The 21,174-nt window shown below is 61.4% G+C and carries 17 protein-coding genes and 2 tRNA genes; 8 read left to right on the top strand and 11 right to left on the bottom strand.

Features of this window, described 5'->3' with window-relative positions:
• Positions 1 to 252 precede the first annotated feature (252 nt).
• Both F0184_RS11170 and F0184_RS11165 read right to left on the bottom strand, forming a co-directional pair.
• Positions 253 to 1,248 carry a TAXI family TRAP transporter solute-binding subunit gene (locus F0184_RS11170; protein WP_150496266.1) on the bottom strand — a complete coding sequence of 332 codons (996 nt, stop codon included), beginning with the start codon at positions 1,246 to 1,248 and terminating at the stop codon, positions 253 to 255.
• A 151-nt stretch (positions 1,249 to 1,399) separates the two neighbouring features.
• Positions 1,400 to 2,314, bottom strand: coding sequence for a LysR family transcriptional regulator (locus tag F0184_RS11165; protein WP_150496265.1), 915 nt, complete (start codon positions 2,312 to 2,314; stop codon positions 1,400 to 1,402).
• Positions 2,315 to 2,453: 139 nt separating this feature from the next.
• Here F0184_RS11165 and F0184_RS11160 point away from each other — a divergent pair, with 139 nt between their 5' ends.
• Entirely contained in the window at positions 2,454 to 3,527 is a 1,074-nt protein-coding gene (locus F0184_RS11160; protein ID WP_150496264.1) for a tartrate dehydrogenase, read from the top strand.
• A 251-nt stretch (positions 3,528 to 3,778) separates the two neighbouring features.
• Here F0184_RS11160 and F0184_RS11155 read toward each other — a convergent pair.
• Positions 3,779 to 3,855 (bottom strand) — tRNA-Pro (locus tag F0184_RS11155).
• A gap of 374 nt (positions 3,856 to 4,229) precedes the next feature.
• Between F0184_RS11155 and F0184_RS11150 the strand changes: the two genes are divergently transcribed.
• Positions 4,230 to 4,304, top strand: a tRNA-Gln gene (locus F0184_RS11150).
• A 107-nt stretch (positions 4,305 to 4,411) separates the two neighbouring features.
• On the opposite strand, the gene F0184_RS11145 is transcribed toward F0184_RS11150, so the two are convergent.
• The 3 genes from F0184_RS11145 to F0184_RS11135 form a co-directional block, all read right to left on the bottom strand.
• Positions 4,412 to 4,915: a PilZ domain-containing protein gene (locus F0184_RS11145; RefSeq protein ID WP_150496263.1), complete on the bottom strand. Its 504-nt coding sequence runs from the start codon at positions 4,913 to 4,915 to the stop codon at positions 4,412 to 4,414.
• 239 nt (positions 4,916 to 5,154) lie between these two features.
• Positions 5,155 to 5,547 carry a DUF983 domain-containing protein gene (locus F0184_RS11140; protein WP_150496262.1) on the bottom strand — a complete coding sequence of 131 codons (393 nt, stop codon included), beginning with the start codon at positions 5,545 to 5,547 and terminating at the stop codon, positions 5,155 to 5,157.
• A gap of 137 nt (positions 5,548 to 5,684) precedes the next feature.
• Positions 5,685 to 7,064, bottom strand: a complete 1,380-nt coding sequence (locus tag F0184_RS11135; protein WP_150496261.1) for an aminotransferase-like domain-containing protein — start codon at positions 7,062 to 7,064, stop codon at positions 5,685 to 5,687.
• Between the two features lie 228 nt (positions 7,065 to 7,292).
• Here F0184_RS11135 and cysQ point away from each other — a divergent pair, with 228 nt between their 5' ends.
• The 4 genes from cysQ (at position 7,293) to F0184_RS11115 (ending at position 12,244) form a co-directional block, all read left to right on the top strand.
• Positions 7,293 to 8,186: a 3'(2'),5'-bisphosphate nucleotidase CysQ gene (gene cysQ / locus F0184_RS11130; RefSeq protein ID WP_150496260.1), complete on the top strand. Its 894-nt coding sequence runs from the start codon at positions 7,293 to 7,295 to the stop codon at positions 8,184 to 8,186.
• Positions 8,187 to 8,249: 63 nt separating this feature from the next.
• A complete protein-coding gene (cysD, locus tag F0184_RS11125; protein ID WP_150496259.1) occupies positions 8,250 to 9,179 on the top strand; it encodes a sulfate adenylyltransferase subunit CysD in 930 nt (309 codons plus the stop codon).
• Positions 9,180 to 9,181: 2 nt separating this feature from the next.
• The gene (gene cysN / locus F0184_RS11120; protein ID WP_150496258.1) at positions 9,182 to 11,119 is read left to right on the top strand and encodes a sulfate adenylyltransferase subunit CysN; all 1,938 of its coding nucleotides are present in this window, start codon (positions 9,182 to 9,184) and stop codon (positions 11,117 to 11,119) included.
• Between the two features lie 114 nt (positions 11,120 to 11,233).
• The gene (locus tag F0184_RS11115) at positions 11,234 to 12,244 is read left to right on the top strand and encodes an NAD-dependent epimerase/dehydratase family protein (protein ID WP_150496257.1); all 1,011 of its coding nucleotides are present in this window, start codon (positions 11,234 to 11,236) and stop codon (positions 12,242 to 12,244) included.
• A 15-nt stretch (positions 12,245 to 12,259) separates the two neighbouring features.
• Here the strand turns inward: F0184_RS11115 and F0184_RS11110 are convergent, their stop codons facing one another.
• Positions 12,260 to 12,733, bottom strand: a complete 474-nt coding sequence (locus F0184_RS11110; RefSeq protein ID WP_150496256.1) for a YbaK/EbsC family protein — start codon at positions 12,731 to 12,733, stop codon at positions 12,260 to 12,262.
• Positions 12,734 to 13,044: 311 nt separating this feature from the next.
• Here F0184_RS11110 and F0184_RS11105 point away from each other — a divergent pair, with 311 nt between their 5' ends.
• Positions 13,045 to 14,481 (top strand): hypothetical protein, encoded by a 1,437-nt coding sequence (locus tag F0184_RS11105; RefSeq protein ID WP_150496255.1) that lies wholly within the window; start codon positions 13,045 to 13,047, stop codon positions 14,479 to 14,481.
• An 8-nt stretch (positions 14,482 to 14,489) separates the two neighbouring features.
• Here F0184_RS11105 and F0184_RS11100 read toward each other — a convergent pair whose 3' ends face one another.
• Positions 14,490 to 15,656, bottom strand: a complete 1,167-nt coding sequence (locus F0184_RS11100) for an NAD(P)/FAD-dependent oxidoreductase (protein WP_150496254.1) — start codon at positions 15,654 to 15,656, stop codon at positions 14,490 to 14,492.
• A gap of 86 nt (positions 15,657 to 15,742) precedes the next feature.
• Here F0184_RS11100 and mnmC2 point away from each other — a divergent pair, with 86 nt between their 5' ends.
• Positions 15,743 to 16,516 carry a tRNA (5-methylaminomethyl-2-thiouridine)(34)-methyltransferase MnmC2 gene (gene mnmC2, locus F0184_RS11095; protein WP_150496253.1) on the top strand — a complete coding sequence of 258 codons (774 nt, stop codon included), beginning with the start codon at positions 15,743 to 15,745 and terminating at the stop codon, positions 16,514 to 16,516.
• Here the strand turns inward: mnmC2 and F0184_RS11090 are convergent.
• From F0184_RS11090 to F0184_RS11080, 3 genes are all read right to left on the bottom strand, one after another.
• A complete protein-coding gene (locus tag F0184_RS11090; RefSeq protein ID WP_150496252.1) occupies positions 16,500 to 17,252 on the bottom strand; it encodes an SDR family oxidoreductase in 753 nt (250 codons plus the stop codon). The genes mnmC2 and F0184_RS11090 overlap by 17 nt on opposite strands.
• Positions 17,253 to 17,370: 118 nt before the next feature.
• Positions 17,371 to 19,977 (bottom strand): cation:proton antiporter, encoded by a 2,607-nt coding sequence (locus F0184_RS11085; protein WP_208998435.1) that lies wholly within the window; start codon positions 19,975 to 19,977, stop codon positions 17,371 to 17,373.
• 170 nt (positions 19,978 to 20,147) lie between these two features.
• Positions 20,148 to 21,065 (bottom strand): DMT family transporter, encoded by a 918-nt coding sequence (locus F0184_RS11080; protein WP_172972095.1) that lies wholly within the window; start codon positions 21,063 to 21,065, stop codon positions 20,148 to 20,150.
• Positions 21,066 to 21,174: the final 109 nt, after the last annotated feature.

The raw sequence follows: 21,174 nt of genomic DNA, 5'->3' as shown, positions 1-21,174 counted from the left end.
CCTCTGTGTGACGATGCAAAGGATGCTAGCCGACAAAACGCCTAAAAATGGTCAATGGCCGAGAATACGCGCGTGTTTCACGCAATTTGGTTAGCAAATGGTATCGCGCTTATGGAGCAATAGGTGGCCCGCCATGTCCGTCCACGGGCGTCGGCGCTGCCGCTTGTCTCGGTCGGATGGAACGCCGCGTGCCTTTCGGTGGGGCCGGAAAAAAGCCTGCACGGGGGAACTCCGTGCAGGCAAAGACGGCAATCAGTTGCTGTAGATCATGTCGGCAGGAATATCCGCGCCCGCATTTTCCTGGAACCAGCGGGAGGCGCCCGGGTGCCATTTCATCACCTTGTTGCGATCCCAGAATTCAGGCAGGGTCGAGCGAGCGGCCTTATGTGTATTCACCATTCTTTCGTTGTCGGACATCACGGCCTTCACGACGCCGTAGACGAAGGTCTCGGGAAGGTCGCAGTTTGCGATCGCAAAGTTCCACATGGAAACCGAGCGGGCCGGATTATCCAGAGAGCTGTAGGTTTCCGCGGCAATGTCAAAATCTGAAACTGGGAACGCCCCGGTGATCTTGGCCTGCTCTTCTTCCGTGAACTCGATAATGTTGATGTCCGTCTGGACTTCGAGCTGGCTGACCGCTGGAACAGGGACGCCGGCCGCGAATGCGATCACGTCCAGCAGACCATCCTGCAACTGACTGCCAAGGTCCGACCAGCCCCCGTTGCGTCTTTCAAACTTGACGCCCAGTTCTTCCATCATGCGCGGGAAATAGGTGTCGGACGTGGAACCGGCCGGTCCAAAACCAATCCGCGCGCCTTCCGGTATGTCAGCAACGGACGTAATGCCCGATGAGCTTAACGCGGTGATGGAGAACGGTGTTTGATACATCGGGAACATGGCGCAGGCCTTGTCCATCTTCAGGCCGGGCGCAATCGGGTTGGAGCCAGCTATGGATTCCGCCGCGGGGCCCATCGTGGTCATGCCAAACGGCAGATCGCCGGAATGCACCAGAGCCATATTCTGCATCGGACCACCTGTGACCTCCGCCGCGCCGGAAACGCCGAGTTCCTCACCGGCGATGTTTGCCCAACCGGTGCCATATCCAAAATATGTTCCGCCTTGTGAGCCGGTTCCAACGGTGAAGCTTTCGGGCCAGCCCGTCTTGTCCAGCGCCTGGCTGTCCGCAACAGCTGGCAGTGCGGTGATGGCGGCGATCACGACGGCGCCGGTTATCAGATTGATTTTCATGTGCTCCTCCGGATTTTGGTTGGAGCCTGCTGTCCCAGCCCGCAACCTCCTTTGCGGGATAGAGACGCGGCTCTGACCGGAGAAAGGTTAGTTCGATCGCTTCGATCGACCCAGATCACACAAATTATATAATTAATTTTAATAATAGGCGTCATGCCGATTGCGCCAACTGCTCCGTCTTTTGGTGGAGCACGTCCAGAAATGCATCCCGGGCCGGATCTCTGGTGTCCCGGACCCAGGCAACGGAAAGCGCCAGTCTGTTTCTTGCCGATCCCGATGGCAAATCCAGGGACACAAACGTCACACCGCCGACCGCGAGCCGGGAAATCCAGCGCGGGACGATGGCGATGCCAACCCCGGTGCTCACCAGATTGACAATGGTTTGCTTTTCTTCGGCAATTTGGGCGACGCGTGCACTCAAACCAGCTTCCAGGAACAGCTTTATGGTCAGGTCATGACTGTGGGGCCGGGATCCCTTGTCGGGGACGATGAGGGGTTCATCCGCCATGTCCTCAACCGTTAGCGTCGCCCTGGATGCGAGCGGATGGGAACTGGGCACCGCGACGACAGCCGTCTCATGGAACAGGGAATTCAGCATCAGGCGCTGGTCAACGATCTCGGGCGGGCGGACGATCGCGACATCGAGACGTCCGGTCAGCAAACGGGGCAAAAGCCGAATTGTCTTTTGTTCCAGTAGCTGAATATCAATGTCCGGATGGGCATCCCGAAAATGGGGAAGGATCTGGGGAATCAGGCCAACCGCTGCGCTGTCGATCGCGCCAATCCGCAGAACCGATGTTTTGTTGCGTTGGCTTTCGCGAAATGACGCCTCCAGTCTGTCGGCTCTCTCCACGATGTCCCGTGCCGCGGTCAGGAATTCATTGCCTGACGGGGTAAGCACGACGCTGCGTGTCGTGCGGGTAAGCAACCGGCTGCCGAGATTGTCTTCCAGCAACTTGATATGCCGACCCAGGGATGCCGGAAGCATGCTCAGCTTTTGAGCGGCCCTTCCAAAATGCAGCGTATCCGCGACTGCAATGAAGCACCTGAGTTGACGGAGTTCCATATCACGTCCCGATTATAACAATTTTTTATATGATTGTTTTGCCATTGCTGCAACGGCACGGACTTGCAAACTATGGGAAGAGATGCGGCGGTCCATGGGCAGGGCGACTAAGCCCCTTTAACGAAAATAGGAATTTGATATGCGCACTTTTGAGATTGCAGCCATACCGGCGGACGGCATTGGGCCTGAAGTGATCGATGCTGGCGCTGAGGTCCTGGCCGCGCTTGCGCAACGGGCTGGAGATGTGCGGTTCAATCTCACCTTTTTCGACTGGGGATCGGACTACTACAAAAAACATGGCGAGATGATGCCGGCAGACGGGTTGGACCAGCTCAAGCCCTTCGATGCGATCTATTTCGGAGCTGTCGGCGCGCCGGACGTCCCCGACCACATCACCCTTTGGGGCCTGCGCCTGCCGATCTGTCAGGGGTTTGACCAATACGCCAATGTCCGGCCGACCAAGATTATTCCCGGCGTGACTTCCCCACTGCGGGGCGTTGGGGTTGGGGATCTGGACTGGGTGATTGTGCGCGAGAACTCGGAAGGCGAATATTCCGGAAATGGCGGGCGTGCGCACCGTGGTTTGCCGGAAGAGGTGGGCACGGAAGTCGCCATCTTCACCCGTGCCGGTGTCACCCGCATCATGCGATATGCATTCAAGCTGGCGCAATCGCGCCCGCGAAAGCTGCTAACGGTGGTGACCAAGTCCAATGCGCAGCGCCACGGTATGGTCATGTGGGATGAAATCGCCGCGGAAGTCGCGAAAGAGTTCCCGGATGTGACCTGGGATAAAATGCTGGTAGACGCGATGACCGTTCGAATGGTCAAGAACCCGCAAAGCCTCGATACCATTGTTGCGACCAATCTCCATGCGGACATCCTGTCCGATCTGGCCGGTGCCTTGGCCGGCAGTTTGGGCGTAGCTCCTACAGCCAATATTGATCCAGAGCGGCGGTTTCCATCGATGTTCGAGCCCATCCACGGATCCGCATTCGATATCACGGGCAAGGGCATTGCCAATCCCATTGCAACATTCTGGACGGCCTCGCAGATGCTGGATCACCTCGGCGAGCTGGAATCCAGTGAACGCCTGATGACTGCGGTCGAGCGGGTCTGCGATGCCGGCATCCTCACGCCGGATGTCGGTGGCAAAGCGACAACGCGCGAAGTGACCGATGCCGTTATCCAGGCAATCCACGGATCGAATACGTAACTTGGGCATCTCGAAGGCCGCGTCAGTTTTCCGGCCGCTTGAATCGGGGCGCAATGCGGACATCGAAGGGCGGGATGCTTGGTTTTTGGTTCGCCAGCAGCCAACGCCGTCTTCGGGCATCCGGAATTCTTGGGCAGTCAGGTCCGAAGGACCCGCCTGAACCGTTGGCCCAGTAATTGGTATGCAATTCCGGGTCCCTCGCTTCGTTCGAGGCGCTGGAAAACCGCTTTAAAATCAGGATATTCAAAAAATGGTCGGAGTGAGAGGATTCGAACCTCCGACCCCCTCGTCCCGAACGAGGTGCGCTACCAGGCTGCGCTACACTCCGACATTCTGCCAAGATGTTTCATCATGGCCGGGCAATGGCACACCGCCACTGATGGAGCGGGTAATTATCACTCCGGTTTTGATCCTGCAAGGGTCTTCTTCGGACTGTGGCGGACTTTTTCATGTCCGGGGCAAGTGCGTCTCGATCCGCCGGCGCCAGGGCCTTTCCCCTGCCGGGAACGGCGGAAGTTTTGCCGCCGGATCATGGAGAAACACTCAATCCGGGCATCGCCGGCGTTTAGCCGGCGATCCAAAAACCGGGATCTCAAGCGCCATTTTGAAGCCTGTTGAAAACATCCGGGGCAGCGGCGAGAAAACGCATAAAGGACCCTTGCACTCCCGCAAACGCCCCGCTATACACCCTCACCACGGCATTGGGGTGTAGCCAAGCGGTAAGGCAGCGGTTTTTGGTACCGCCATGCGAAGGTTCGAATCCTTCCACCCCAGCCAGTTTTCCGAACATTGCTGGATATCGATGGCGCGCAGGCGAGTGACAGCTCTTGCGATCCGCTTCAATCGCCGTTCTCGAGGGTAGAGGCTCGCGTGGGTCGATGGGGTCAGCGGCGTTTGCCGAACACCCGCCGCGTCGACTTCGGCGGGGTTGGTTCGCGGGGCGCGGCCTGGCCAGGTGTATGAGCCCGCTGGTAATACCCATCCAGAGTGACCCGATCCGCATCGATTTTCTCAACGAGCTCGTGATCGGACGGCTTGAGCACCTGGACCCGCTCCCTGCCGACATATTTTTTGTCGCCAACGAACGCCACGCCGCAGTGCAGCCCGTTTTCCCAGCGCCGTTCGCATTCGACCTCGAAATCGTCCAGTTCGATATGGAGGGTGAACACCTTTGGAAGCAGGTACGCTTGTTCGAATTGAAGCTTGGCACCGCTGTTGGAGATGTTGCGCACAAGCACAGGTACGCTGCGCAAGCCGCCATCGAAAATCAGCTTGCCCTTTTTCAGAACGCGCGACCGGCGCTCGCGGGGCAGGTCCGCGTCAAAATAGGCGTTCTCCGCCTGCGGGTCGTCAGATCCGTCCTGCGGGTTGTCAGTTTCGTCCGACACAGCCACAGCCTGAAGCTCCGTTGCCAGTTACACGGGACCGTACATTATCGTAAGTCCATTGCCGTTTTCTAAACAAACAGACAGAAAACGCATTTGACCGGCCATGACAGAGACCGGCCGGAGATCTGTTTGAACTGGCCCGGATGCGGCGTATCCAAGTCCTGGTCGGTCCTTTTCTTGGCACGCATTGGTTTTCGGCGGGGCTTGCCTGGCGGGCCGCCCTTCACGACCTCGGCCGGTCAGCTGCCGCGATCCGCCAGTTTTCCTTCTCCGGCCTTATAGAAGTACTCGCTGGCGACCAGCCATCCCTTCAAAGGCCGCAGGGGCGGAATGCAGGTGAGAAGCAGAAACGGCAGGCTGGTGAACAGGTGGACCCAATAAGGCGCCGTGTAGGCGATCTCGATCCAGATCGCCAGCGCAACGCTGGGAATACAGCCGAAGCAAATCACGAAAAAGGCCGGGCCGTCGGCCGGATCGGCGAATGAGTAATCCAGTCCGCACACCTCGCAAGACGGGCGCAGGGTCAGGAAGCCGTTGAACAGTTTTCCCTGACCGCAGCGCGGGCATAGGCCCCGCGGGCCGGTGGTATAGGGGGGCAGTTTGGGCCATGCGGTGGAATGTGTGCCGGTCATGAGGATGACTCCCAACAAAATCAGGCGGGCCGTGCCGAAAGATCCGGGCCACGCCACTTCTTCAATGTCCGGGAGTTCTAGCAAAAATCCGGAGTCAAATGAATGGATATTGTATGTCTTATTGTCGCGTCAAAGTGTCATACAATTCCGCCGGCGAGCGCGGGGGGCTGCGCGAGCAGATCGGCTACTGCCGTCAGGCTGCGGGTCAAGTCGTCGGCGCTTTCCGGCGCTCCCAAGCCGAGCCGGATGGCTTCCGGCGCGGGCCCAGTGGAAAACGCGTCGCTGGCCACGGCGCCGATGTCTCTGGCGCGCAGATGCAGCAGAAATTCGCCACGTGTCCAGGCGCCCGGCAAGGTCAGCCAGGCGTGGAACGCGCTGGGGTCTGTCATCAGGAGGTTCTGCGGCAAGAGGGCTCTTGCGATAGACTGGCGGTTGGCCGTTTCCGCCCGTATGGCGGCAAGGGCGGCCTCGGCCAGGCCAGCTTCGCTCCATCCCCGCATGACGGCCGTGCTGAGCGGGCAGGTCATGCCCGAACATGCCCGCAACGCCCCGGCGAGCCGTGAAGAGAGCCCTGCATCCGGGGCCACCATATAGGCCATCCGCAAGGCGGGAGACAGGCATTTTGCCAGGCCACCGATGTAGATCGTCCGGTCGGGCACGCGTGCGGCAAGCGGCGGCGGAGCGTCCGGGTCCAGCGCGCCATAAGCATCGTCTTCCAGCAGCAGCAGATCGTGCCGCCGCACGATCCCGGCGATCTCCGCGCGCCTGTCGCCGGACATCGTCAGCGTGGTCGGATTGTTCAAGGTGGGGCAGAGATAAAGGACGCGGGCCCCCAGACTTTGGCAGGCGGTGTCCAGCGCCTGGGGGAGAATGCCATTGGCGTCGGTGGCCAGTCCGCAGACCTTGAGCCGCAACTGCGCCGCCGCGGCCCGGAAACCGGGATAGGTGAGGGCGTCGCACAGGAGGGTGTCGCCTTCGCGGGCCAGCGTGGACAGGCTTGCAAGCAGGGCGGCCTGAGCGCCGGGGGCCACCAGCAGGCGGTCGGGCGGGACTGTCAGGCTGCGCCTTTCCAGCCAGTGGCAACCAAGGATCCGGTCCGCTTCCGTTCCCCCGGCGCCGCGATAGGCCTGCAACAGTTCCACCGTATTGGCGGTCAGGCACTGTGCCATCATGCCGCGCAGTTGTGTGGCCAAGCCGTTATCCGCAATGGGAGGCGGCTGATTCATGCTCATGTCGATGGCCCGCCGGGATCCCGTTCCGCTCATCTGCATGCCGCGCCCCGCGACGAACGTGCCGCGCCCCACATGAGCCTCGATCAGGCCAAGGGCCCGCGCCTGGTTGTAGGCGCGGCTGACTGTGGTGAAATCGATGCTGAGACGCTCCGCCAGCTGTCGTTGCGCGGGCAGACGGTCTCCGGTTTTCAGCCGGCCGCTGACGATATCGCGGCGCAGGGCGTCAAGAATGGCTCTGTAAAGCGGCCGGTCGGTGGAGGAAAGTGGCGGCAGCCAATCGGTCATGAAGCGTCTCGATGGGTCAATTTGTATGGATAATAGCAGCAATATTGTCTGTAAAAAAGAGTTTGCAGGATAGGTTTGTCCGTTTCTCGCGGGGCATCCGGGCTCGCAGGCGATAATCGGCCTTTCTTTTCTACGCTTGCCGCAATCGGTGGAACAATATTCCTTGTGGCTTGCCCGGCGGTCTTTTTATTGTCGGCGCCAAGTTGATTGGAAACGGAGACAGACGTGATGTCTGCGGCTGAAAGCGGCCAAACCACTGCGCCGGAGACCGACCCGGAGATCGGGTCGCTGATCGCCCTTGCGCTCCGGGCGGGTGACGAGATCATGAGCGTCTATGCCCGTGCGGACGTGGAGGCCGTGCAAAAATCCGACGGCTCGCCCGTGACCGAGGCGGATGGGCGTGCGGAGCGGGTTATTCTGGATGGGTTGCGGGCGGGTTTCCCCGCTGTGCCAGTCGTGGCCGAAGAGGCAGTGGAGGCGGGCACGATCCCGGACGCCAGCGATCGCTTTTTCCTCGTTGATCCGCTTGATGGCACCAAGGAGTTCTTGAACAGGATTGGCGAGTTCACGGTGAACATCGCCCTGGTGGATGCCGGAGTTCCTGTTTTCGGGGTGGTCTACGCCCCGGCCCTGGGTGAGATTTACTGGGGCGGCCGCTTGCCGGGACTGGGGGTGTCCGATCCCGGCGACAGCGGGGGTGCCTGTGTCGCCCGGGTCGTCCAGGGGCGCCTGGTCGATGTGACGCCTATTCGCGTCCGGGCGGTTCCGGAGAATGAAATTTGCGCGCTGGTCAGCCGGTCCCATGGATCAGCGGAGACCGAGGCTCTGATTGCCGGATTGAATGTCAGCAAGCGCGTGTCGGTGGGCTCTTCGCTCAAGCTCTGTTGGGTTGCGGCCGGTCGGGCCGATATCTACCCGCGCCTGACGCCGACCATGCAGTGGGACATTGCAGCGGGTCACGCGATTGTCCGGGCGGCAGGCGGTTGTCTGCTCGAACTGCCATCCCGCGCCTGTCTGGCATACCGGATGCCGGCCAACGCCACAAAGCGCGATCTGACGAACCCGGGGTTTGTCGCGCTGAGCCATATCGAGCTTTTGCCGGACTGCACCGGGCGGACCTGACCGCCCAAGCGAGATGAGACCTTGAACAAGGGATCGCGCCTCGGCGCGCGACGCAGCACAACCATGAATGTTCATTATTCACAAAATACAATCGAACGCCTGAGCAACTTGCGCCGGTTGGAGGCGGAGAGCATCCACATCATCCGCGAGGTCGCGGCGGAATTCTCCAATCCGGTGATGCTGTATTCGATCGGCAAGGATTCGGGCGTGATGCTGCACCTTGCGATGAAGGCGTTTTATCCGTCCAAGCCGCCGTTTCCGCTGCTTCATGTCGACACGACCTGGAAATTCCGGGACATGATCACCTTCCGCGACAACATCGCGAAGGAATACGGCCTCGACCTGATCGTGCACACCAACCAGGAGGGCGTGGCCCAGGGGATCAATCCGATCGACCACGGGTCTTCGGTGCACACGCACATCATGAAGACCGAAGCCTTGAAGCAGGCGCTGAACACGTATGGCTTCGATGCGGCCTTTGGCGGCGCGCGCCGGGACGAGGAGAAGAGCCGGGCCAAGGAGCGGGTGTTTTCCTTCCGCAATGCGTCGCACGGCTGGGACCCGAAGAACCAGCGTCCGGAGCTTTGGAACCTTTACAACGCCCGGGTGGCGAAGGGCGAGAGCATCCGCGCCTTCCCGCTCTCCAATTGGACCGAGCACGACATCTGGCAATACATCCTGACCGAGAACATTCCGATGGTGCCGCTTTATCTGGCGGCCAAGCGCCCGGTGGTGGAGCGCGACGGCATGCTGATCATGCTGGACGACGACCGGCTGAAGCTGAGGCCCGGGGAAAAGGTCGAGGAAAAGATGATCCGTTTCCGCACGCTCGGCTGCTACCCGCTGACCGGGGCGATTGAATCGGAGGCGGCCACGCTGCCTGCCATCATCCGGGAAATGCTGATTGCCCGCACCTCCGAGCGGCAGGGGCGGCTGATCGACAAGGACGAGAGCGCATCGATGGAAAAGAAGAAGCGCGAGGGATATTTCTGATCATGGCATTCGCGGAAGAGACTTTGGGTGTGGATGCGGCGGTTGCCGAGTACGTCAGAGCGCAGGAATCCAAGGACCAGTTGCGGTTTTTGACCTGCGGTTCGGTGGATGACGGGAAGTCGACCCTGATCGGGCGGCTCCTCTACGACACGAAGCTGATCTTCGAGGATCACCTGGCGGCCCTGGAAAAGGACTCCAGGAAACACGGTACCGTGGGAGACGAAATCGATCTGGCGCTTCTGGTCGATGGTCTGGAGGCCGAGCGCGAGCAGGGCATCACCATTGATGTCGCCTACCGCTTCTTTGCGACCGACAAACGCAAGTTCATCGTGGCGGACACGCCCGGCCACGAGCAATATACCCGCAATATGGCGACGGGCGCCTCGACCGCTGATCTTGCCGTGCTTCTGGTCGATGCGCGCAACGGACTTCAGGTGCAGACCCGCCGGCATGCCTTCATCGCCTCCCTGCTGGGCATCCGGCATGTCGTTCTGGCGGTGAACAAGATCGATCTGGTGGACTATTCTGAGGACCGTTTCAACGAGATCCGGAAAGAGTTCGAGGCGTTTTCCAGCGGCTTCGATTTCGATACCTACCAGGCGATTCCGATGTCCGCCCGCTACGGCGACAACGTCACGGTGAAAAGCGAAGCCATGCCCTGGTACACCGGGCCGACCTTGTTGGACCATCTGGAAACAGTCGAGGTGGGCGAGCACGAGCTGGACGCTCCCTTCCGCCTGCCCGTGCAATGGGTCAACAGGCCGAACCTCGACTTCCGCGGCTATTCCGGAACGATTGCCAGTGGCCGGGTCGCCGTGGGCGATGAGGTTGTGGTCGCCGGACCCGGCAAGGTGTCGAAAGTCCGGCAGATCCTTGTCGCAGACGCCGAAGCCGGGGAAGCCCGGGCCGGCGAGGCCGTGACCTTGACGCTTGCGGACGAGATCGACATTTCCCGCGGAGATCTTCTGTCCGGGACGGCCGCCCGCCCGGACGTGGCGGACCAGTTCGCGGCTCATGTCATCTGGATGGCGGACGAGGCGCTTCTGCCGGGCCGGTCCTATCTGTTGAAGATCGGGCCGAAAACGGTGACGGCGACCGTGACGGAGATCAAGCACAAGATCAACGTCAACACGTTCGAGCATGTCGCTGGCAAGACGCTGGACCTCAATGAGATCGCGTTTTGTAACCTGAGCCTGTCGGCGCCGGTTGCCTTTGACCCTTATGAAGCCAACCGGGAGACCGGATCCTTCATCTTGATCGACCGGATGACCAACCAGACGGTGGGGGCGGGGATGGTCTGGTTCGCGCTGCGCAGGGCGAGCAACATCCACTGGCAGTCACTGCATATCGACAAACAGACGCGGGCGGACAGGTTGGGACAGAAGCCGGTGGTCCTGTGGTTCACGGGCCTGTCGGGCGCGGGCAAATCCACCATTGCCTCCATCCTGGAGAAGAAGCTGCACCTGGATGGCAAGCACACCTATGTGCTGGACGGCGACAACGTGCGTCACGGGCTGAACCGGGACCTTGGTTTCACCGTTACGGACCGGGTGGAAAACATCCGCCGCGTGGCGGAAGTCGCCAAGCTGATGACCGATGCGGGCCTGATCACGCTGGTCTCTTTCATCTCGCCTTTCCGGGCAGAGCGCCGGATGGCGCGCGATCTGATGGCGGAGGGGGAGTTTATCGAGGTATTTGTCGACACACCGCTCGAGGACTGCAAGAAGCGCGATCCCAAGGGCCTTTACGCCAAGGTGGCGCGGGGCGAACTGACGAACTTCACCGGCATCGACAGCCCCTATGAGGCCCCGGAAAACCCGGAAATCCATCTTCGGAGCGTTTCGGATCCGGACGTTGCCGCCGAACAGATCCTGTCCTACCTGCGCGACAACGGATTGCTGACCAGCTCCCAATTCGCCGACACCGGCGCCTATATCTGAGCAAGGTGCCGGGACCTTTCGGGACACCGGCGGGATTGAGCGGAAATGGTTCAATCTCGCCGGGATTTGGTCTAGTGGTGTGGCCGCATCACCGCTGGAGATTCTCGCCGCATCATGAAAACAGTGCTTGTCACCGGATCGGCCGGGTTCATCGGGTCCTTCGTCAGCCAACGGTTGCTCGATGATGGCTTCCGGGTCATCGGTCTCGATGCCATGACCGATTACTACGATGTGGCGTTGAAGCAGCGGCGCCAGCAGAGGCTGTTGCAGAACGAACGCTTCCGCGCGGTCAACGACTATGTCGAAACGCCCGGTTTGCTGATGGGGCTGTTCGAGAAGGAACGCCCTCAGATCGTCGTCCATCTGGCGGCTCAGGCGGGAGTGCGATACTCGATCGAAGCGCCGCGCGCCTATCTGGAGAGCAATATCTGCGGCACGTTCGAACTCCTGGAGGCGGCCCGGGCCTTTCCACCCGAACACATGCTGCTGGCCTCAACCTCGTCGGCCTATGGCGCCAACACACAGATGCCTTACCGGGAAACGGACAAGGCCGATCACCAGATGTCATTCTACGCGGCCACAAAGAAGGCCACGGAAACGATGGCCCATTCCTATGCGCATCTGTTCGATTTGCCTGTCACCATGTTCCGGTTCTTTACCGTTTACGGGCCGTGGGGCCGGCCGGACATGGCCTTGTTCAAGTTCACAAGCGCGATTTTAAATGGCGAGCCGATCGACGTTTACAACCATGGCAACATGAAGCGCGACTTCACTTATATCGACGATCTTGTTGAGGGAATTCGCCGCTTGATCGATGCCGTGCCGGTTCGCCCGGAAGGAGGGAATGTTCCCGATGGCGACAGCCTTTCGCCGGTCGCGCCGTGGCGGATCGTCAACATCGGCAATTCGGAAATCGTTCAGCTGGGGGACTTCATCTCCGCCATCGAGACGGCGCTCGGGCGCACGGCGCAGCGCAATATGATGGAGATCCAGCCCGGCGATGTCCCCGCGACATGGGCGGATACGGCGCTGCTGCAGGAGCTGACCGGGTTCAAGCCGAGAACGCGGGTCGAAGAAGGGGTGGCCCGGTTCGTGGCCTGGTACCGGGACTATTATCAGGTTTGACCCCATTCCGATCCGTCAGCCGGATGCAGGGTCCACGCAGACATCCACCCATGCGCCATTCGTGATCGCGGCCAGCCGGTCCGGGCTGACCCGAACAGCCGAATTCGTCGAGCCGGCGGCCGGGATCACTTCGTCGAAGGCCTTCAAGGATATGTCGCAATAGACCTTCAGCGGCCGGGCAAGGCCGAAGGGGCAAACGCCCCCGACCGGGTGCCCGGTGATCTGTTCGACCTCCTCAAGGCCAAGCATCTTGATCTTGCCGCCAAACGCGGCTCTGGCCTTCTTGTTGTCGATCCGCGCATCGCCCCGGGCAACGAGCAGGAACACCTCGTCCTTCAGCCGGATCGACAGGGTCTTGGCGATCTGCGCAGGGGCAACCCCGTATGCGGCCGCGGCCAGTTCAACGGTCGCGCTGCTGTCGCTGGTTTCGAGAATTTTCAGATCTGGCGCAACGTCAGCCAAATGGGCGCGGACAGTGTCAAGGCTCATGAGCGGACTTCCGGGTTCGGGGTGGGGCGGTGCCGGTCCGACGCTTGACCGGACCTTGAAGGACGGGTCTGGCGGTCAAATTGCCGTCTTCCGGCGTCCGGTGCAACACGGTTCGGTCACGGGCCTGCGCACGCGGAGGGAAGGGGACCGGTTTCGCCCATGCGCCGCGGCATGCGGTTCGGACCTCCGGCGCGCTTGCGCCGCTGGCCAATTCGATGCCGGTTGCTGGCTGGTGGTCACAACCATGCGGTTCGCGCGTCCTTCCCGATACACCCGGTCGGGCATTGAGGGATAAGCGAAAGGACCGCCGCATGGCCACGATTGTCATTTATGGAAGAGCCGTTCAGCAGGCCCGCAACCTGCTGCGATCCGCTCAGATTTCGACGATGTTCGATATCCTGGAAAACGAGCTGTTCAAATCTGGATCGGCGTCGGCGAGTGCTTTTGCGAGCGCGTTTTCCATTTGGCTGAACGCCTTGCCGGCCGCGGGTCCTCAAAAGGCGCAAGACAAGCTGGCGGCCGCCAAAATGCGCAGCCGCGATTTTGTCGCGGACGATGGCACGATCCTCGACGTGTTCGCCATCGGGGATGTGCTGCGGCTGGTCGGCGAATACATCGAAGAGGGCGGCGGGGGAGACAACAGTGCCACGGTCGAGGCGTTTCGTGCCCAGTTGCGCAACCAGCTCGCCTTCAACAGGGCGAACCGTGCGCGCCAGCCTGTGAAGGATTTCGATCTGAGCGAACATCCCGATCTTGGGATTTTCAAGCTGCAATTGCTGGACCGGTCGACAGTCAAGTTCATGGAGCGGTTCTATGGCCCCTATATCGGGGCGGACATTTCGGGCACCACCACGGATGCCCTGGATGTCCTTGCCTATTGGCTGGCGGAACGCATCAATCCAAAGGTGACCAAGGAGCGGCTGCAGATCCAGGCGGGAAGCGCCATCCGGCTCGGCGAGGAATTGGTGCCGATTGCCTGCATGGTCCTCCAATACCATCACAGCCTGATGGAGTGCGGCTTGGCCTTGTCGCTTGCCAGCCAATCCATGAGTCCGGGGGACCGCGAAACCGCCGCAGCCCTGAGCAGTTTCAATTTTTACGACTATCACACCCTGAACGACAGCGCGGCGCGGGAACCCATTACCCCGGTTCTTGAGCGGGGAAACAAGATTGTGTCGGCCAACCTCGCCGGACGTGGTTTGGCCGTGATCCGGGACGTGATCGATATCCAAGGTAATGACTTCATGGATACGGAGATCGCACTCCTGCTTGAAAACCCCGCCAAGAACGATTTGTTCCAGATCAACAAGAGCTACTACGCGTTCTCGAATGAACGGAAAGAACAGGCCGAATCGAGCGGAGACCCGTCGCTCGCGGTCTATGCCGACGGGATATTCGGCAATGATGTGCTGGGAGGAGTTCCCTTCAAGGACCTCGTGAAAATGGACAATATGGGTCTGCAAGATCTGCGGAACGGCGTCGGCAGCGGGCTTGTTTTCAATGATCTGGACAAAGCGCTGATTGCCGCGGGCAAACCCGCACCGGCCCTTGCGGCTGCGCCGTCCGGGGAGCCAGCCCCTTCAGGTGCTCCGCGAGAGGCAGCGGGCACCGGTGAGGCCGTTTCCGCCGTTGCTCCATCCCCTTCGTCCGCCGGAAATGGACAACCGCCCTTGAGCATCGCCCAGCAGCTCAGGAACTTGGATCCCAAGCGTCTTGCCGCGCTGGAGGTGCTGCTTGGAAACAAATAGGCTTCGGTTTACCTGTGCGCGTCCGCTTCAACCCGCTCTACCCCGAAATGATGGCTGGGGCGGAATGTTTCCGGGAGCGCGATCGCGGGCTCGGTCCCGACAATCTCGCAAACCAGCGCGTCGGCGATCAGATGGGCGATTCCGAAGGAGATCTTGAACCCGCCGAGGGCCGCGTAAGTGCGCCGGGTGCCGGGCAAGCGGCCGATCATGGGATCGCGCTTGTGGCAGCGCGGCCGGACCCCGGCCCATTCCTCCTGGATGGCGCGCCCCTCGAGCGCGGGGCAGAACCGGATCGCGCGGGTGAGCAACTCTTTCGTCGCAGCCGGGTCCACAGCCGTATCTGTCGCATGGCGTTCCGAAGTGCTGCCGACAGCAACCGTGCCGTTGTCGTGCGGCACAACGTAAAGACCGTCGCAATAGATCGCCGGGCGGCCTTCCAGTCCGCTGCCTTCCAGGATCAGTGCCTGGCCCTTCTCGCCGCGCCCGATGGTTTCGCCGGTCAGGTCGGACAGTTGCGCGAACGCGGCGTAGCCGTTGGCATAGACGAAGGCGCCGGCGGCGATCGTGCCGCCCGAAGCAAGCCGGACCTGCCCGGTTTGCTCGTCAAAGGCGAGGGCGTCGGCGCCTTCCAGCAGTTGGCCGTGGGCGGAGATATATGCGGCCAGCGCCGCGAGATAGGCGCGCGGGGAAAGGCGCGCGGCGAGCGTCTCATACACAAGACCGAACGGCGCCGCGCTAGGCGACAGCCAGTCCGAGCGGCGGCCTGCCGGTTCCACCTCATAGGTGAAGCCGGTGGCTTGGGGAGACCAGCGCAACCGGCTCTCCTGCGCCCGCTCCCGGTGATGGATCAGCTTGTCTTCGCTGGTCAACGGCAGGATGCGGCCGCATCGGGCATATCCGGTGGGCAGGCCGGTCGCCTCTTCCAACCCGGCGATGTGGTCCGCCATGCCTTTCAGCGATTGATATTGAAATTCCTTTTTCGCGTTCCAGCGCGCCGGCATGTGCGGCATCAAGGCGCCGAGCAGGCCCCCGCTGGCACCGGCACCGATCCGGTCCTTTTCCAGAACGGCAACCTTCAGCCCGGACTTCAGGGCCCGATAGCCGAGACTGAGGCCAAACACGCCGCCGCCGCAAACCACGAGATCGAAAGGGGGATCGGAAAGCGGGGATGGCACGGTGAACACGGATCCGGACTGGTGACAGGAAGCGGCGCGCGGTGTAGTCACGCACCCCGTGCGGTCTAACGGATCAGCGGGACGCGATGCAACAGGATACACCGGATTTGGAATGGCTGGACGGCGATGTGCCGCGGGCCCGCCAGTTCGCAGACACCTATTTTTCGAAGGCGGGGGGGCTGGCCGAAACACGGCACGTGTTCCTTCGGGGCAATCGCCTTCCCGGCCGGTGGGTCGGCCTGGACACGTTCACGATAGGTGAATTCGGTTTCGGAACGGGCCTCAATTTCCTCGCGACCCTTGAGGCGCTTTCGGCCATGGATCCCGCGCCGCATGTGACCTTCCTGTCCTTTGAACTTCATCCCTTGAGCCGGAATCAATTGGAACGCGCGCTTGCCGCCTTTCCAGAATTGGCGAGCTTGACAGGACCGCTGCTGGACCGTTGGAGACCGGCGCCCGGTTGGCAGATCCTTTCTTTTGACGGGGCCGATCTGGTTCTGGGCATCGGCGATGCCCGGCAGATGATCGCGCAGGTGGAGCCGCACGCGGCAGCCGGAAGGGCGCGGGTCGAGGCGGTCGCGGGCAAGGTCGTGGTCGCGCCGGTCGACGCCTGGTTTCTCGATGGATTCAGCCCGGCCCGCAATCCCGAGCTTTGGCAGGAAGATCTTCTGAAATCCGCGGCTGGCCTTACGGCTCCGGGTGGAACATTGGCAACTTACACCTCCGCCGGCTGGGTCCGGCGCAACCTGATCGCGGCCGGTTTCTCCATCGCAAAAGCCAAAGGGTTCGCGGGCAAGCGGGAAATGGTCGAAGGTGTGTTGCCCGGTCCGGCAGACACATCCCTCATCCCCGGCCGATAAACGGCATGGCGGTGGCCATGATGGTGATGAACTGCACGTTCGCGGACAGCGGAAGGTCCGCCATCTGAACGACGGCATCGGCCACGTGAGCGACATCCATCACAGGCTCCGGTCTGACGCTGCCATCGGCCTGCGGCAGGCCCTGATCGAAATGGGCGGTCATTTCGGAGGCGGCGTTGCCGATGTCGATCTGCCCACAAGCGATGTTGAACGCCCGTCCATCCAGGGAGAGCGTTCTTGTCAGGCCGGTAATGGCATGTTTGGTGGCGGTGTAGGGCACCGAACCCGGCCGCGGGACATGCGCCGAAATGGAGCCGTTGTTGATGATCCGCCCGCCTTGCGGGGTTTGCCGGCGCATCATCGCGAAGGCCGCGCGCGCCACCAGAAACGCCCCATGTAGATTGACGTTCAAGACGGTTTGCCAGTCTTCGACCGGTATTTCGTCGATTGGCGCGGCGGCGACATTCGTGCCGGCATTGTTGAACACGACGTCCAGGCGTCCGAAACGGTCCGAAATCTGGGAAAAGAGCCGCTCGACTTCGGCCTGGTCGCTGACATCGCAGGGCACGCACAGGGCGCGGGCGGGGTCAAAACCATCGGCCGCTTCATGCAGCTTGTCTTCCCGTCGGCCAACAAGCACGACGCATGCGCCCTTGCTCAGAAAGGCGCGGGCGGTGGCCTTTCCAATCCCCGAACTTGCCCCCGTGATCGCAACAATTTGCCCCTCGACGCTCATTCAATCCCCCCCAAATCCGCTCTTCCGGTTTCTTGCCGGCGCGGCTTCCGGCGAGATGAGGGCACTGGAGCACGGCGCGAAGCGTGGTGCAACAGGGATCTCCCTATCATGGGTTGTTCTAGGTCTTGGGGGCTTTCGGCTCGCTGGTATCCGCCACCGTGCCGCTGGCCTCCCCGCCTGTTTTGTCGCCCCCCGCATCGCCGGCAGGTGGTTCGGTCTCGTTCATCCGCTGCCGTTTGCGGCTGAGATCGTCGACATGGGCCTTCAAGTCCGGCGCTTTGTCCATCAGGTTCCGGAAATCGGCCGCATTGAGTTTCAGCAGCTGACAATATCCAAGGGCGACCACATCCGCGCTGCGCGGCTGGCCTGTGACCAGGGCAATCTCACCGAAAATGTCACCGCGGCCCAGCCGCAGGGAATGGGTATCGGTAAGCACTTCCACAGCGCCGGAGGCAATGAAATAGGCTGCATCCCCGCGCTCCCCGCGGCTGATCAGTTTCTCCCCCGGGGTCGCGAACACAGGTCGCATCATCTTGGAAATGTCGCGGCGCCGCGTCTCTGAAAGATCCGCAAACAGGGAATGCTGGGCGAGCAGGTCCTTTGTCTTCATGCCCATGTCGAGGTCTGGCCGGGCGTTGATGTTCTGCCGGATCTGCCCGATCTCCCGCTGGAGATCGTTGTAGAGTTCCGCCCCGATCAGCATCTGGTCGTGGGCTTCCGCATAGGCGGTTTCTTCAAGGCGGACGCCGGTCCGGCTCAGGAACAGGGTTTCCTGGGCATCCGCGTATTCGGGATATTGCAGGCGCAGGGCCTCGATGGCCTTGAGCACCTCGCCCCGGCGGCTTGCCAGCGTTTCATGAAGGATATCACCCACCCTGGGGCCGACGAGCGGCCGGATCCTGCTGCGGTTGAAGGCGATCAGCTCCCTGGAAATGATGCGGGACACCAGCAGGTACTCGAACCGGTCCGCAAGGCGTGTGGCCAGCGGACGGGTAATCCCCAGTCGCCTCTGGAGAAATTGCGCATACCGGAAGCCCCAGCCGAATTTGAGCGGCTCTCGGCTGGCCCGGTTGTAGCCGGCGCGCCCCTCTGTGCGGGTAAGGTCGCTGATCCGGCTGGATGCCGTCAGATGCAGACCTATGGTCCGGATGGAGACGGTCTTTTCATGAAAATGCCGAAGCACCAGATACCGTTCCCGGTCGGCAAGCGCGATCAGTCCGAGGGTGACCCTGTCCTTGTCGGTGAGACCTTCGGACTGGGCGGCATTGTCAACCGCGGTCTTAGCCCGTTTTGCATAGTCGGCGGTCACCGGTCCGGCGATGCCCGGGTCGATCTGGTAGTCGTTGGCCGCCAGTGCGACCTTTTGCTGAACATCGGCCAGGGCCAGCGCAAGGAACTGACTGCGGACAGCCTGATCGCGCGGCGTCAACTTGTCGAGCCCGAGGAAGCGGATCAGGGCCTTCAGGCTCGTCCCGTAAACCAGCAGCGTGAACAGCACGAAGCCGGTGGCCAGATTGGTCACAAACCGGCTGATCTCGTCGGACAGGGCGGGATGCTCGGCGACACTCAGGGCGAGGGTCAAGGTAATGGCGCCGCGCATGCCGCCCCAGAGGATCACCGTCTTGAACTTTGTGTTCACGGCGGCGCTGCGGCCAAACATGCTCAGGGCCGGCAGAATGCCAAAGATCACCAGCGCGCGGGCCGCCAGTGCCGAGACCACGACAACCGCCAGAAGCAGCAGGTCCAGAAGTTGAAATCCGGCCGCCAGCCGCGGGATCAAAATGGCTGCAAGCACGAAGATCAGCGACGAAGCCCAGAAGGCGATTTGCTCCCAGACATTGTTGAGAAAGGTCCAGTTGTCCGGGGCAATCCGCGAGGGGCCATAAAGGCTGAAGACCACCCCCGAGGCGACCACCGCCACGACCGCAGAGACATCGGCGAATTGGTCCGACAGCACATAGATCACATAGGGAAGCGCCAGACTGAGCGTGACTTGGGCCAGCGGCAGGTCGCGCATGAGCGGCAGCAGCAGGACAAACAGGCGAGCCATCAGGACACCGACAACAAGGCCGCCGATGAAGGATCGGCCGAAGGCGACCGCGGCCTCCAAAATGCCTGGTTCGGCCTCGCCGGTCAGGATGCCCAGAAGGATCACGAACAGAACGATTGCGGCGGCATCGTTCAACAGGCTCTCGCCCTCCACAATCCGGCCCAGCCGGGCCGGGGCGCCGATGTCCCGGAAGATGGCGACGACGGCGACCGGGTCCGTGGTGGCGACAATCGCCCCAAGCAGCAGACAGGCCACAAGGGGAACCCCCGACAGCGGATAGAGGGCGAAGCCGATGAACACCGTCGCAACCAGGACGGCAACCACCGCCATGACAAGGATCGGACCGATATCTTCCATGATCCGGCGGAAATCGAGGGTCAGCGCGGTCTGGAACAAGAGGATGGGCAGGAAAATGTAGAGAATTTGCTCCGAATCCAGAGGTGGATTCACAAAGACATTGGCGATCTCGTTGAACAGATCCGTTCGCGGCGTGTACAGCAGGTAGGTGGCGCCGATGCCGATGAGCGTGCCCACCATGGCGACCAGAACCGAGGGGGCCACGCCAAGGCGCCGGGCCAAGGGTTGAAGCAGCGAGATTGTGACTAGCAAAAGCGCGAATGCGCCAACGACGATCGGTGTTTCCATGAGCCGCAATGTGAACGCAAGCGCCAGCATTTCCAAGCTGTTGAAAGTGCTTTTTTGTGCAGGCTAGAGCAATTCCCGGTCAGGTTGAAGCGGTGCGCTCCAATCTAACCGGTGAGAAATTGCTCGCAACTTTCAAGTGTTAGAGCATCTTTTCCTGACAAGATTGATCGCAAAGTGAGTCATTCTTGTCAGGAGATGCTCTAGTGACCTTTGGCTTTCCGCTCGGACAGGAAGATCCCGCTCAGCACCAGCGCCAGGGCAAGGCCATGGTGCCAGCGGAACGGTTCGTTGAGAACAAGCACAGCCAGGATCGGCGCGAAGATCGGCACCAGATTGATGAACACACCGGCGCGGGCCGGGCCGATCAGTTCCACGCCGCGCATGAAGAAAATCTGACTGAGACAGGAGGGAAAAATCGCGATGAAAAGCACGATCAGCCAGCCTTCCGGCGTTGGCCATTGAGCGGTGCCGGTGGCGATTTCATAGCCCAGGGCCGGCAACGAGGCGACCGAGGCAATCATCGAAAGAACCGCGAAAAACACGAGACCCGAAACCTGGGGCCTGTTCCGCAGGGCGAGTGCATAGGACGAGTAGAGAAAACAGGCAATCAGCATGATCCCGTCGCCGGGATTGACGGACAGGGTCATCAGCACTTCCAGACTTCCCTGCGAGGCAACCAGGGTGACGCCGACAAGCGTCACCAGGATCCCGACCACCTGGAGTACCCGGGCGCGGGTGCCGAAAGCCAGCACCGACCCGATAAGCACGAAGATCGGCATCGAACCTTGAATGATGCCCAGATTGACGGCGGTCGTGGAATGGGCGGCAATATAGAACAGCGAGTTGAAGGCGACGAAGCCGAACACGGCCATGAGGACCATGCGCGGAAAATGGGGGCGCATGAGCGGCCATTCGGCAACGATGCGGGGCCACAGAAAGCCGCACATGAGGGCGGCCACAATGACCCATCGCAACGCGACCACGACCATCGGCGAGACTTCTCCGATCGCAAGCCGTCCGGCCACGGCGTTGCCCCCCCAGAACAGCGTCGTGAGGATCAAAAGCAGGATGGCATTGCCGTATAAACGGCTGCCCAGGGTCGGAGAGGCGGGGGTCATGAGCAGGTCCGGGTCGTGCGCCGGTCGAGCGGCCAGCGTTTGTGACGTCTCCACATGGCGCAGTTTGTGGCCGGAAACAAGGCCGCTCCGGTTGTGAACGGGCTTGCCT

It is taken from the genome of Roseibium aquae, from assembly GCF_008711285.1.
Lineage (GTDB): Bacteria > Pseudomonadota > Alphaproteobacteria > Rhizobiales > Stappiaceae > Roseibium > Roseibium aquae.
The sequence above is the reverse complement of the archived record's forward strand: the minus strand, read 5'-3'. Positions and strand labels throughout refer to the sequence as shown.